Consider the following 12569-nt stretch of genomic DNA (forward strand, 5'->3'; position numbering starts at 1 on the left):
ATTTTATGACACCCGTAGGTTTCATGTCAAGCGGCGATTCCCGGCAAACGCCAAAAATAATAGGACATCCGGTTAACCGCTGATAACCGAATGCCCTACCTTGCCGAATCCTTGCTATTCAATTGTTCCGTTACGCTCCTATCTTGGTTAATGAGGCCGTACGTACTTGCCGCGCTTCTTAACCTTAGTCGTTTTGCCGAAAATGAGACCGTCCCGCGTCAGCTTCGGATTCCCGCTACCCGGTGCCGCCACCTGTTCCATGCTCGGCGGGCCGCTTTCAACATCCGTCTCGGGTAGCTTCGCTTTCCTAACCCATTGGACTATCCCCTTTCCTTTTGATGACTACAGCTTACTTGAAAACGATATATTGTTCAAATATTCAGAATATTATTATTTCATCATTTTTTATCGTTTTCGGTCATCCGGCCCGGCTTATCAGATCGAATCTGCTTCTTTCGCCTATTTTCTTGTGCCCGTTCGTCGTTTGAAAATTTGCGCTGCCTTCCCACCCGTCCGTTTCCCCGGGCTTCCCGTCATTTTCTGCATCCGGCGGCATACGCCTTAGTCCGCGATCATATTTTTAAGGAGACCTCGAACCGTAACGATCCGCGCAACGACAAGGAGCGTGAAGCTTTGGACAGAACCGCCGACACCCCGGACAGCCGGTTTTCCGTCCCGCAGCCCATTCGCCCGGACGGGGCCGGGGCAACCGACCCGGGACCCCGGAACGTCATGCTGGATATCCAGAATCCCGACCTGCTCGTACCGCCCGCGACCGATGCCGGCATCGTGCCGAATTTGCGCTTTTCCTTTTCCAATGCCCATATGCAGCTCAATCGCGGCGGCTGGTCGCGCGAGGTGACCGTTCGGGATTTGCCTGTCGCCACGACGCTGTCGGGCGTCAACATGCGGCTGACGCCCGGCGGCGTCCGGGAGCTGCACTGGCATAAACAGGCCGAATGGGCCTACATGCTGCTGGGCCGCGTCAGGGTCACCGCCGTCGATCAGGATGGCCGTAATTTTATCGCGGACGTCGGCCCGGGCGATCTGTGGTATTTTCCGCCCGGCATTCCCCACTCGATTCAGGGTCTTGAGGACGGCGCCGAGTTTTTGCTCGTGTTCGACGACGGCAGCTTCTCGGATATCGACACCTTTTCCATCTCGGATTGGTTCGCCCATACGCCGAAGGACGTGCTTTCGGCCAATTTCGGCGTGCCGGAAAGCGCGTTTGACGGCATGCCCGACGACCAGGTGTACATTTACCAGGCGGAAGTGCCGGGACCGCTCGCGAGCCAGCAGGTTCCCGATCCCCAGGGGGCGGTGCCCCTCAGCTTCACGCACCGGCTCCTCGCCCAGGAGCCGATCGTCACGCCGGGCGGGACGGTGCGCATCGTCGACTCGACCAATTTTCCCGTCTCGAAGACGGTCGCCGCCGCCCTGGTCGAGATCAAGCCCGGCGGCATGCGGGAGATGCACTGGCACCCGAACAACGACGAGTGGCAGTATTATTTGACCGGAGAGGGACGCATGACCGCGTTCGCGGCGCAGGGAACGGCGAGAACGTTCGATTTTCGGGCGGGCGACGTCGGCTACGTGCCTTTTGCGTACGGACATTACATCCAGAATACCGGGGATACGAGCCTGTGGTTTCTGGAAATGTTCAAAAGCGACCGGTTCGCCGACGTCTCGCTCAATCAGTGGATGGCGCTGACCCCGCGCGAGCTCGTGCGGACGAATTTGAACGCGGGCGAGGAACTGCTCGATTCGCTGCGCAAAGAGAAATGGCCTGTCGTCAAGTACCCCGGAACTCCGGCGCCGTAACCGGCGAATTTCTCCCTGTCCCGTACGGGGAGCTTTTTTTGTTTTCTCGATGGGAACGGTTTACAATGGAAAATAAAAGCGATTCGGAAGGAGAGACACCCGTCTTGAAAAACGACCTGATCCGCAGATTGACGACCTACGCGCAAGTCGACACGCAGTCGGACGATAGCAGCGACACGTGTCCTTCCACCCCGGGGCAGTGGACGTTGATCCGCATGCTGGCCGAGGAGCTGGAGGCCATCGGCATGCAGGAAGTGACCGTCGACGATAACGGGTATCTGATGGCCACGCTGCCCGCGAACACGGACAAAGAAGTCCCGGTCGTCGGCTTTCTCGCGCATGTCGACACGGCGACGGATTTTACCGGGGCGGGCGTCAAGCCGCAAATCGTCGAAAACTACGACGGCAAGGACATCGTCCTGAACGAGGCGCGGCAGATCGTGCTGTCGCCGCGGGACTTTCCGGAGCTGGCCGGTCTCGCGGGGCACACGCTGATCACGACCGACGGGACGACGCTGCTCGGAGCCGACGACAAGGCCGGCGTTGCCGAGATTATGACGGCGATGGACTATTTGCTGAAGCATCCCGAGATCAAGCACGGCAAAATCCGGGTCGCCTTCACTCCGGACGAGGAAATCGGGCGCGGCCCGCACCGGTTCGACGTGGCCGCGTTCGGCGCGGATTGCGCGTATACGATGGACGGCGGCCCCCTCGGCGAGCTGCAATACGAAAGCTTTAACGCCGCCGCGGCCACCATCACGTTCAAAGGGAAAAACGTCCACCCCGGAACGGCGAAAAATAAAATGATCCACTCCGCCAAGATGGCGATGGAGCTGCACGGGCGGCTGCCGGCGGACGAAGCTCCGGAGAGGACGGAAGGCTACGAGGGATTTTACCACCTCATCTCATTCCAGGGGGACGTGGAGCAGACCGTGCTCCGCTACATTATCCGCGATTTCGACCGGGAGCGCTTCGAATTCCGCAAGGCGTACATATCCGGCCTGGTCGGCGAGCTGCGGGACAAGTACGGCGCGGAACGAATCGAGCTCTCGCTGAAGGACCAGTACTACAACATGCGGGAAAAAATCGAGCCGGCACGGCACATCGTCGACATCGCCTACCAGGCGATGGTGAATTTGGGCATCGAGCCGGTCGTCAAGCCGATTCGCGGCGGCACGGACGGGTCCCAGCTGTCCTACATGGGATTGCCGACGCCCAATCTTTTTACCGGCGGGGAAAATTACCACGGGCGCTACGAGTACGTCTCCGTGGACACGATGGTCCAGGCTGTGAACGTTATCGTCGAAATCGCCCGCCTGTTCGAGCAGCAGGCCGAGTAAGCCGACGGGCGCGTCTCACCCGACGCGCAACGGCCCGGCATCCGCAATCGGAGGATGCCGGGCTTTTTTGTGTTTTCATTTGCCGGTCGGCTCCGATCGGTTCGGCGATCCCCCCCTTGTTGACGTATCCATGAAATCGGGGATTCGACTCAACCGGAGCGGCATCGTGCGTGTGAGGGGCTTGAAGGAGTAATATTTACTCATTTGCGCGCGGAGCGCTGCGGATGGCGGATCGAGTTGGGTCGCCACGACTCAAATGGACCTGCGGGGGTGGCCGAGCCGACTTCCCGTGTGGGCGGGAATGTCTTTCTCTGCGGGCTCGACTTTTTTTGCTCGACTTGGGCTTCGTTGGATTTTGTCCAATCAAAACCGGCCTTTTCGTGAAATTCCCCGGCTTGGTTGGATTTTGTCCAATCAGAAGAAGCCTTTTCGGTGATTTCGACTGAAATTCCCCTTGTTCGTTGGATAAAATCCACTGTAGAACAAGATCTCCCCGTTTCCCGCTTCGCCCATTGGATAAAATCCAACATGAGTTTGCCTACCACTCGTTTCCCCTGTTTGAATGGCTCCTTCCAGTGCACCCCAGCACCCGAAAATACCGCCAATGTCCACCGTTCGTCCGCTAACGTCCCCCCAGTAACCACCAGAGTCTGCCGTTCGTTTGCTAATTCCCGCCAGTACTCGCCAGCATCCCGTTTGTCCTCTAATGCCCCCAATTCCAGTTAATGTCCGCCGCTCGTCCACTAATTCTCCCCAGTACCCGCCAGGTCCGCCGTTCGTTGTCTAACGCCCGGCAAGTGCCCCCATTTACCGGCCGGTACCTGAGAGTGCCCACCCGTACTCGTCAATGCCGCCAACTACCTACCAGCGCTAAAAGCCCCTCCGGCAAACGCGAGTCGCGTACCGAAGGGGCTTTTCCGAAATCAACCGTAGGTCGCGGCGAACCAGTCGGCAGCGGCGGCTACCTCCGTTCCGGTAAGCTGGTGCCCGCCTTCCTCCCAGTGGACGGACACGGCCGCTCCCGCCCCTTGCAGCAGGCCGGCGAGCTCCTCCGTCTCGCTGGCCGCGCAGATCGGATCCCGACGCCCGGCGCCGATAAAGCAGCTCGTCCCCGACAAGTCCGGGAGCTTCAAGTTGCGCAGCGGGACCATCGGATGATGAAGAATCGCCCCGCGCAGAGCGTCCGCATAGTGGAACAGCAGGCTCGCGGCAATGTTCGCCCCGTTGGAATAGCCGATGGCGACGAGATTGCCGCGATCGAATCGATATTCGGCGGACGCCTGGTTCAGGAAACCGTTCAGTTCCTTCGTCCGGCAGATCAAATCCTCCTCGTCGAACACGCCTTCGGCCAGCCGGCGGAAAAACCGCGGCATCCCGTTTTCCAGCACGTTGCCTCGTACGGACAGCACCGAGGCGTTCGGGGAAATCCGCTCCGCCAGCGGAAGCAAATCCCGTTCCGTCCCTCCCGTCCCGTGAAAGAGCACCAGCACCGGGGCGTTCGGATCGGTTCCCTGCTGGAAAATATGCTTCATGGCCGGTCCTCCTTCAGAACCCGCAGCTCAAACGGCGGCAGGCCTTGGATGATTTGCCCGCGATGGGGTTCGTACCATTCCGGCAGCATCAGCTTTTCGCCGAGCCGATCGGGTTCTTCGTCGTTGGCGAAACCCGGCGGATCGGTGGCGATTTCGAACAAAATTCCGCCAAGCTCCCGGAAATAAACGGCGTTGAAATATTGCCGGTCGGTCACGGGCGTCGGCTGAAAGCCGACCTGTTGGACCAGGCTCCGAAACGCCAGCTGCTCCTCGTCGTCCTTCGCTCTCCAGGCGATATGATGGACCGTTCCCGCTCCGCCTTGACCGGGACTCGTCTGCGCGGTGTCGATGTCGATCACGTTGCCCACATCGCCGAAGGAGCGGTAGCGAACGATGCTGCCCTCGCGTCCGGCCGGCTCGAGGCCCATGACCTTCTCCAGCACCTGCCCGGTATGATCCGGAGCGGCGCTGTACAGGACGGCGCCTCCGAATCCCTTAACCGCCATCTCCGCTGGAACGCCGCCGAACGACCACCGGCTCGCGGGCCCTTCTTCCCGGGCGACGATTTCAAGCTCCATGCCGTCCGGGTCGCGGAAACGGAGATACGTTTCCGAAAATCTTTCGCGCTCCTCGACCGCGATTTGAAAGCGGGCAAGCCGTTCCCTCCAGAACGGGAGCGCGTCCGCGGGGACGGCGTAAGTCGTGACGCCGACCTGCCCCGCCCCGATGCGTCCGCGGCGCGAATGCGGCCACGGAAAAAACGTGATGATCGTTCCCGGGCTCCCCGCTTCATTGCCCAAGTACAGGTGATAGACTTCAGGGGCATCGAAATTGATCGTCTTTTTGACCAGCCGAAGTCCGAGTACTCCTGCATAAAAATCGACGGTCTTCTGCGCGTCTCTAACGAAAGCCGTAATGTGATGAATGCCTGCCGTACGCAAGGTCATAATCTCCATCCCCTCCATAAAATTTAAGTTTCTTTAATTTAAGATTTATTGTCAAAGGAATTCGTCCTTGCGGACGGTCCTGGCCAGCTAAATTCACCATAAGCTGAGGCGAAGGTTTTTCGATTTCGCGAGTTGCTCTGCGAAGGCTTCTTCCATTTCACGAGTTGCTCGGCGTAGACTTCTCCATTTCACCGGTTGCTCTGCCTAAGGCTTCTTCCATTTCAAGGTTGCTTCTGCCTAAGGCTTCTTCGATGCCGCGAGTTGAGCAGCGAGTATCTGATGGGAGCTAAACGCGGGCCTTCGCCCTTCGCGTCCGGCTACTTGTAGCCTTCCTGCGCATACTTTCCGAGCTTCTTCAGCAGCGCGCTGGCGATTCGCTTCTCCTCGGCCGAAAGCCCTCCGACCGCCGCATGGATCACCTCCGCATGCTTCGGGAACACCTCTTCGATAAAGGCTTTGCCCTTATCGGTCGCCTCGGCGTAAATGAGACGCCGGTCTTCGGTCGAAGCTTTGCGGACGACGAAGCCTTTGTCCTGCAGCTTGTCGACGACGTACGTGATGTTGCCGCTGCTCATCAGCACCTTGCCCCCGATCTGTTGGATCGGCTGGGGGCCCTTATGATACAGCAGCTCCAGCACGCCGAACTCGGTGCGATTCAATCCGTAACGCTTGATGTCGCGGTCGGCATGAGCGTTCACCCATTGACTGGACCTGGAAAGAGCAATGTAAAGATCCAGGGAGTCGTCGCGCGTATCTGTCATAGCGTTTCCTTCTTTCCCCTTCGGGATTCGTTTTTTATCTTAATTTTAAGATGCTTTATTTTGATGAACTTGTCAACCTCAAGCCATAGCTTTTCTCGGGTTAACCTATTCAAGGATAATCGGAGCTTTGGCACGTTCAACAACTCGCGTACAGTGCTTCGCTGCATGACGGCGGTCGGGTCGACCTGCTCTTCGGCAATCGCCGCGTTTACGGCCGCCGCGATTCGGTTATTTTAACGGAGCCAACAAAAAAAGGAACCGGCCCGCGGCAACCGCTTACATTGTATAGCTGCTATAGAAATGTTAGTGAAATGGCGGTATAATACGAACGAGCATGGTTACCAGCCTATATTTTACCAAAACCCAAGGAGGAACATCATGAGCAGTCTTTCGCCGCAAGTCGCCCCGTTTCGAAAAGCCGATTATCCCGTCGACCCGATTTATTTGAATCGGTGGTCTCCCCGCTCGTTTGCCGAGAAGGACGTTCCGGAAGAAACGCTGTTCACCGTGCTGGAAGCGGCGCGCTGGGCGCCGTCGGCCTTCAATCTTCAACCGTGGAAATTCATCGTCGCCAAAACGAAGGAAGACCGCGAGCGCTTCGCTCCGTTCATCGGCGAGTTCAATCAGGCCTGGTGCTTGAAAGCGCCGGTGCTGATCTTGATCGTCTCCCAAAAAACGTGGGAAAAAGGCGACATCGGCTCCCATTCCTTCGATACGGGCGCCGCTTGGGGCTATCTGTCGCTCGAAGCGACCCGCCAAGGGCTCGCCACGCACGCGATGACCGGCATCGACTTCGACAAAGCCCGCGAAATCGTCGGCCTGCCCGACGACTATGCGGTGCAAGCGCTCGTTGCCCTCGGCTACCAGGGACCGAAGGAAAACCTGCCCGCTCCGATGCAGGAACGCGAGCAGCCTTCGCCTCGGAACCCGATTCGGGATTCCGTTTTCCAAGGCGTTTTCGGCTCCAAGTAAACGCCGTTAATCGCGGACAACCGCCGCTCGAGCGCAGGCTCGTCCGGCGGTTGTTTTCATTCGGCACCGGGATGATCTTCCTTCCGGATGGCGGCTTGCGCCATGCGGACGATTTTCTCCAGGCCTTCGATATATTGATGGAACATCTCCATGCCCTTCGCGGTCGGCTTGCACGTCGTCTTGGGACGCTTCCCGACAAACGCTTTGACGGCTTCGATGTAACCGGCTTCCTCCAGCACGCGAATGTGGTTGCCGAGGTTGCCTTCGGTCAACCGAAGCTCGTCCCGCAGAAAGGTAAACTCGCATTCCCCATGCACGGCCAGCAGACTCATAATGCCCAGGCGGGCCTTGGCGTGAATCGTGTCGTCGATCGAGTCCAGAATGCCGTCGCTCATCGAGCCTTCCCCCGGAGCAGCAGGACGAACCCCGTCGCCACCAGCGAACCCCCGCCGAGCAGCCCGAGAACGAGAAATTGATAGTCGAGCAGAAACGCCCGGGTCGCGATCGCCAGAACGATGAACCATAACCCGAGGACAACCGTCCCCCTGCCGGTCAGCGGCCCCAGGGAAACGTAGGCGACGCCCACCAGCGACATCCATAGAAACGAAGCATGCTCCGCCCGGACGATTCCCGAAAAAAGCAGGAAGCTGCCCGTCAGGAACACGGCCAGGAACGGAAGCCAGAACATCCACCCGAAGGCGCCGACTTCGGATGCCGGCGAAGGCGAACGCCTTGCTTGCCGGATGCCGGTAACGGCGGTCAGCGCGCTGGCGGCGATCGCGCCGATGGCCCAGTACCAGTTCGGCCACACGGACATATCGAAATGCATGCCCACAAAGCCAAGCATGACATAAGTGCCCCAAATGAGCAGGTACGGCGGCGATTCGTCGACTTTGCGCTTGTTCCGGGAAATCAGTTCCTTGATGAATTCGATATCCTTCAACGCCTGCTGCGGCCCTTGGGTCGAGGGCGGTCGCCTGTCGCGGTTATCGGCCAACGCAAATCACTCCCTCATCTATTTTCCCAACGGAACAATAGAAAAGCAAGCGCCCATGCCAGCACGGCAAATCCGGCCAAAACCGACAGCCCCAGCGGAAACTCTCCCAGACTTTGACCGGCCCAGACGCCTTGCCCCATCTCGACGAGATATTTCATCGGCAGCGCCTTGCCGATCGCCTGCATCGCCTCGGGCAAAAACGCGACGGGCATGGCGACCCCGGACAGGAACATCATCGGAAAAAAGACGATCATCGCCAGGCCGCTGGCCGCACCGGCCGTCCGGGCCAGTCCCGACAACGCGAAACCGAGGCTGAAAAAGCCGAGACAGCCAAGCAGCAGCACCGCAAGCAACCCGCCCAGCGCCGCGAACGCGATTCGAATATCCCAGACGAGCTTCGCGATCAGCAGGATTTCCGCCGTTCCCGCCAGGACGAGAAACAATCCCTGCACCGAATGGGAAGCCAAAATGGCGGAAACGGGCAGCGGCGTGGCGCGGTAGCGCCGGAGATTGCCTTTTTCCCGGTTGGTGACGATGTTGATGTTCAGCGTAAAGACCGACACTGTCACGACATTCATGACGCACAAGGCCGCGACGTAGGACTCAATGTACCGGGTGCCCGCCACGACTCCCGGCTGATCGCCGTACATGGAACCGAAAATAAGCAGCATAAGCGGAGGGTAAATCAAAATCCAGAACAGCGTCATCCAGTCCCGAAAATAAAGCCGAAAATCAAATGCGATCAAGCGCAAAGCCGCGTTCATGCCGTCGCCTCCTTCTGCGTCGCTTCCATAAACACTTCGTTCATCGAGGCATCCTCCAGCTTCAGCCCGCTCACGAGCCAGCCCTGGCGATCGGCCAGGCGGTACAGATGCTGCAGGGCGACGTCCATATTGTCGGAGTGAAGCACGACCTGCTCCGCTTCCATCTCGACGCTCAATACGTGAGGCAGCGCCGCCAGTTCCTCCCGCGTCGCCATTCCGGCGTTGCGGCAGCGGATCCGCCGGGTCCGCCCGAGCTTCGCGATCAGGCCGGACGGCGTTTCCAGCGCCACCAGGCGGCCTTTGCTGATGATGGCGACCCGGTCGCAAAGCTGCTCGGCTTCCTCCATGTAGTGGGTCGTCACGACGATCGTGCGGCCTTCTCCCCGCAGTTCGCGAATCGTCGCCCACATCTCCTTCCGCGCGTTCGGGTCCAGTCCCATGCTCGGCTCGTCGAGAAACAAAATTTCCGGATCGTTGATCAAGGCCAGCGCAAGCGCCACCCGCTGCTTCCATCCGCCGGAAAGGGACTTGATCATGGCGTTCCCCTTGTCCTGAAGCCCCGTCAGGCGGGCGATTTCCTCCGGATTGCGGGCGTTTTTGTAAAAGGACGCGAACAGCCGGAGAACTTCCTTCACCTTGGCCTTTTCGGGAAGGGTCGTCGCCTGGAACAGCACGCCGATCCGCTGCTTGATTTCCGCCGCTTCCTTGCGGATGTCTTTCCCGAGCACGAGCGCTTCGCCGCCATCGGCCGTTCTCAGTCCTTCCAAAATCTCGATCAGCGTCGTCTTGCCCGCTCCGTTCGGCCCGACGACGCCGAAAATTTCGCCCTTGTTCACCTGCATGGTGATGCCGTCGAGGGCGACGGTTTGGCCATATTGCTTGCGCAGTTGTTCAAGTTGAATGACAGGCTGCATTCGCGCTCCTCCTCGCATGTTCATGTTAACTCTGTAATTCAGAGTAATCTGATACACGGAGAATTTCAACTAAATTTTGCCTAAAAAAAGAACCGCCGCCGCTGCGACAGTTCCGTTTCTCTGCTTTATTGCGCAAGTTCCGGCCTTTATCCGCCGGTTCTCCCCATTGCCCCCGCGGTTCGCCACCAAGCCGCCGTCGGAATATCCGATTCGCCGATCGCCAACGTTTGCCCGATTTTGGGCGTCAGGATCGCAACGCCGCGGGCTTTGGCCGCCTTGACCGCGCGTTCGGCCGGATCGGTCCAATGGTGCATCGCCAGCGTGAACGCCCCCCAATGCACCGGGATCATTCGCTTGCCCTTTACATCCAGATGAGCCTGAACCGTCTCCTCCGGCAGCATGTGGATGGCCGCCCAGCGCTCGTCATACTGCCCGCATTCCATAAGCGTGAGGTCGAACGGCCCGTACTTGTCCCCGATTTCCGCAAAATGCGGCCCGTACCCGCTGTCGCCGCTGAAAAACACGCGGGCTTCCGGAGCGCGGACGATCCAGGAGCACCACAACGTGGAATTGCGGTTGGTCAGCCCTCTGCCGGAAAAATGACGGGCGGGCGCGCTGGTCAGAACGAGACCTTGGAACTCGGTTTCCTCCCACCAGTCGTGCTCTTTGATTTTGTTCGGTTCGACGCCCCAGCGCTCCAGGTGGGCGCCGACGCCGAGCGGCACGAAAAACCGGCCGACCCTGTCCTTGATTTTTTTGATCGATCCGTAGTCCAGGTGATCGTAGTGGTCGTGCGAAATGACGACCGCGTCGACTGCCGGAATCCGGTCGATCTCGATCGGCCGGCCGTACCGCTTTCCGCCGAACGCGGGGACGGGGGAGGGCGCGTTCCCCAGCATCGGGTCGAACAGCAGCGTGCTTCCGTGAATCCGCAGCATAAACGCCGAGTGGCCGAACCAGGTGACTTGAAGCGGGTCGGCTTCGGGAGCGTCAAGCCCGTCGAGAGGCTCGGACGCAAGCTCGTTTTCCGGCCTGCGGCCGGAATTTCCTTTGATCTGCTCGACCAGCAAGCCCGCCATCGTCTTCGGGCTCATCTTCATCGAGGTGGGGACGGGATTGTTGAACTTGCCGCCGGAGAAATTCCCGGAATTTCGGATTCTGCGCTTCTGTTCCGGGGACGGCGTTCCTCCGAAAGCCGGATATGTCTTCATAAAAAGGAAAACGAGCATTAGAACGGCCAGTACAACGAATAAAACCGTAAGCCAAAACGTCATGGTGTCCTCCGCCTCCAGGCAATCGGTGTTTTTGCTTTCATTGTAATCTCCCGGAGCGGAGAAGTCTAAGGCAAGACGCTTCGGCTCCTTCGGGCGCAGCGAAGCTTGGCGTTGCGGCGCCGTCGGCGAAATCGGCTTCAGCCTTCCTCGAGCCGCAGCTCTTTGCGGATAAACTCCAGCATCAGACGATTGTGGCCGGGGACGACGGCATGGCCCGTGAACGGATAGACGCGGATTTCCTTGCGGCTCGGAATCCGGTTGTAGGCAGCGAAAATCGTCTCCGGCATGCACACCGTGTCCTTCAGGCCGACGGACACCATCACCGGAATGCGGATGCGGCCGGCCAAGTTGACCATGTCGAAATAGCTGAGCGTATCCAGCACCTGCTCCAGCTTGTCGGGAAAGCGGGCCACGAAATCGGCCGCTTCCGTCAGCGAGCCCGTCGAGTTGAGCAAGCCGAAGTCCATCTGGCACATGTTCGGGATGTTCGCGATCGCGACCGCCGGCTTGTCGCTCAGCGCCGACGCGATCAGCACGAGCCCGCCGCCTTGGCTCGTCCCGGCGACGGCAATGCGCGAACGGTCGATTTCGGGCTGCTCGCTCGCCCAATCGATCGCCTTCAGGCTGTCGATCGCAAGCGCGCGATAGTAGCAATTTTCCTTGTTCGTAATTCCTTGCGTAATCCACCCTTTGGTCATTCCATACGTCTGCGGAAGCAAATTGCCCGTCTCCCCGCCTTGGCCGCGGACGTCGACCGAAAAGACGGCGAGCCCCATCAGCAGCCATTGGCTGTAATCCTCGGGGAACCCGCTGCCGCCGGAGTAGCCGTGAAAGACGACCACGCACGGCAAATTCCGCTGCGGCGCGAACTTCGGCAGCAGGTACCAGCCGTGGATGAGCGTCTCGTCATAGCCCTCGTACGTCACCCTGTAAGCGTCAACAAATTTCAGCGGGGAGTCCCGCTTTTCCCGCTGGCCGTTCAGCGGTTTCGGGCCGAACTCGGCCAGCGTCCGCTCCCAAAATTCGTTCAAGTCTGCGCGCGCGGTCGATGGCGGATCGGCTTGCATCAGCTCGTCAATGCGCCGTTGAATCGCGTTCGGATACGTCGTCGTCAACGTTTTGCCCCCTCGTTTCGCGGGCTGCGGGCTTTGCCGCGCCCTTCGCCCTCCGGTCGTGCCGCATGCGGGTTGCGCCCTTCCGGCACGGCCGGTTCCATTTTGTACACATTATACCAGACGATCTGATGG

Annotated in this window: 14 protein-coding genes; 4 read left to right on the forward strand and 10 right to left on the reverse strand. The window is 59.4% G+C overall.

What is annotated here, in order from left to right:
• Nucleotides 1-166 precede the first annotated feature (166 nt).
• The 3 genes from JW799_RS06190 to pepT all read left to right on the forward strand — a co-directional run bounded on the left by JW799_RS06190 (nucleotide 167) and on the right by pepT (nucleotide 3161).
• Nucleotides 167-565, forward strand: a complete 399-nt coding sequence (locus JW799_RS06190; protein ID WP_139787092.1) for a hypothetical protein — start codon at nucleotides 167-169, stop codon at nucleotides 563-565.
• A gap of 68 nt (nucleotides 566-633) precedes the next feature.
• Nucleotides 634-1821 carry an oxalate decarboxylase family bicupin gene (locus tag JW799_RS06195; protein WP_205429085.1) on the forward strand — a complete coding sequence of 396 codons (1188 nt, stop codon included), beginning with the start codon at nucleotides 634-636 and terminating at the stop codon, nucleotides 1819-1821.
• Nucleotides 1822-1925: 104 nt separating this feature from the next.
• The gene (gene pepT, locus JW799_RS06200) at nucleotides 1926-3161 is read left to right on the forward strand and encodes a peptidase T (protein ID WP_205429087.1); all 1236 of its coding nucleotides are present in this window, start codon (nucleotides 1926-1928) and stop codon (nucleotides 3159-3161) included.
• A 200-nt stretch (nucleotides 3162-3361) separates the two neighbouring features.
• Here pepT and JW799_RS06205 read toward each other — a convergent pair whose 3' ends face one another.
• The 4 genes from JW799_RS06205 to JW799_RS06220 form a co-directional block, all read right to left on the reverse strand.
• Nucleotides 3362-3637, reverse strand: a complete 276-nt coding sequence (locus JW799_RS06205) for a hypothetical protein (RefSeq protein ID WP_205429089.1) — start codon at nucleotides 3635-3637, stop codon at nucleotides 3362-3364.
• A 447-nt stretch (nucleotides 3638-4084) separates the two neighbouring features.
• Nucleotides 4085-4693: an alpha/beta hydrolase gene (locus tag JW799_RS06210; protein WP_080832776.1), complete on the reverse strand. Its 609-nt coding sequence runs from the start codon at nucleotides 4691-4693 to the stop codon at nucleotides 4085-4087.
• On the reverse strand, nucleotides 4690-5640 hold the full coding sequence (locus tag JW799_RS06215; RefSeq protein WP_080832777.1) for a ring-cleaving dioxygenase: 951 nt from the start codon (nucleotides 5638-5640) through the stop codon (nucleotides 4690-4692). The genes JW799_RS06210 and JW799_RS06215 overlap by 4 nt, the downstream gene beginning before the upstream one ends.
• A gap of 317 nt (nucleotides 5641-5957) precedes the next feature.
• Nucleotides 5958-6401, reverse strand: a complete 444-nt coding sequence (locus JW799_RS06220; protein ID WP_080832778.1) for a MarR family winged helix-turn-helix transcriptional regulator — start codon at nucleotides 6399-6401, stop codon at nucleotides 5958-5960.
• A gap of 375 nt (nucleotides 6402-6776) precedes the next feature.
• Between JW799_RS06220 and JW799_RS06225 the strand changes: the two genes are divergently transcribed.
• Nucleotides 6777-7373 (forward strand): nitroreductase family protein, encoded by a 597-nt coding sequence (locus JW799_RS06225; RefSeq protein WP_080832826.1) that lies wholly within the window; start codon nucleotides 6777-6779, stop codon nucleotides 7371-7373.
• A 56-nt stretch (nucleotides 7374-7429) separates the two neighbouring features.
• Here the strand turns inward: JW799_RS06225 and JW799_RS06230 are convergent, their stop codons facing one another.
• The 6 genes from JW799_RS06230 to JW799_RS06255 all read right to left on the reverse strand — a co-directional run bounded on the left by JW799_RS06230 (nucleotide 7430) and on the right by JW799_RS06255 (nucleotide 12437).
• Nucleotides 7430-7768 (reverse strand): winged helix-turn-helix domain-containing protein, encoded by a 339-nt coding sequence (locus tag JW799_RS06230; protein WP_205429091.1) that lies wholly within the window; start codon nucleotides 7766-7768, stop codon nucleotides 7430-7432.
• Complete coding sequence (locus tag JW799_RS06235; protein ID WP_205429093.1) at nucleotides 7765-8370, reverse strand: hypothetical protein; 606 nt, start codon at nucleotides 8368-8370, stop codon at nucleotides 7765-7767. Before JW799_RS06235 ends, JW799_RS06230 begins: the two co-directional genes overlap by 4 nt.
• A gap of 14 nt (nucleotides 8371-8384) precedes the next feature.
• Nucleotides 8385-9134 carry an ABC transporter permease gene (locus tag JW799_RS06240; protein ID WP_080832781.1) on the reverse strand — a complete coding sequence of 250 codons (750 nt, stop codon included), beginning with the start codon at nucleotides 9132-9134 and terminating at the stop codon, nucleotides 8385-8387.
• Complete coding sequence (locus JW799_RS06245) at nucleotides 9131-10048, reverse strand: ABC transporter ATP-binding protein (protein ID WP_139787093.1); 918 nt, start codon at nucleotides 10046-10048, stop codon at nucleotides 9131-9133. Before JW799_RS06245 ends, JW799_RS06240 begins: the two co-directional genes overlap by 4 nt.
• A gap of 146 nt (nucleotides 10049-10194) precedes the next feature.
• Complete coding sequence (locus tag JW799_RS06250) at nucleotides 10195-11322, reverse strand: MBL fold metallo-hydrolase (protein ID WP_205429095.1); 1128 nt, start codon at nucleotides 11320-11322, stop codon at nucleotides 10195-10197.
• A gap of 137 nt (nucleotides 11323-11459) precedes the next feature.
• Nucleotides 11460-12437 carry an acetylxylan esterase gene (locus tag JW799_RS06255; protein ID WP_240353172.1) on the reverse strand — a complete coding sequence of 326 codons (978 nt, stop codon included), beginning with the start codon at nucleotides 12435-12437 and terminating at the stop codon, nucleotides 11460-11462.
• Nucleotides 12438-12569: the final 132 nt, after the last annotated feature.

This window comes from Cohnella algarum, assembly GCF_016937515.1.
In the GTDB taxonomy this organism is placed as follows: Bacteria; Bacillota; Bacilli; order Paenibacillales; family Paenibacillaceae; genus Cohnella; species Cohnella algarum.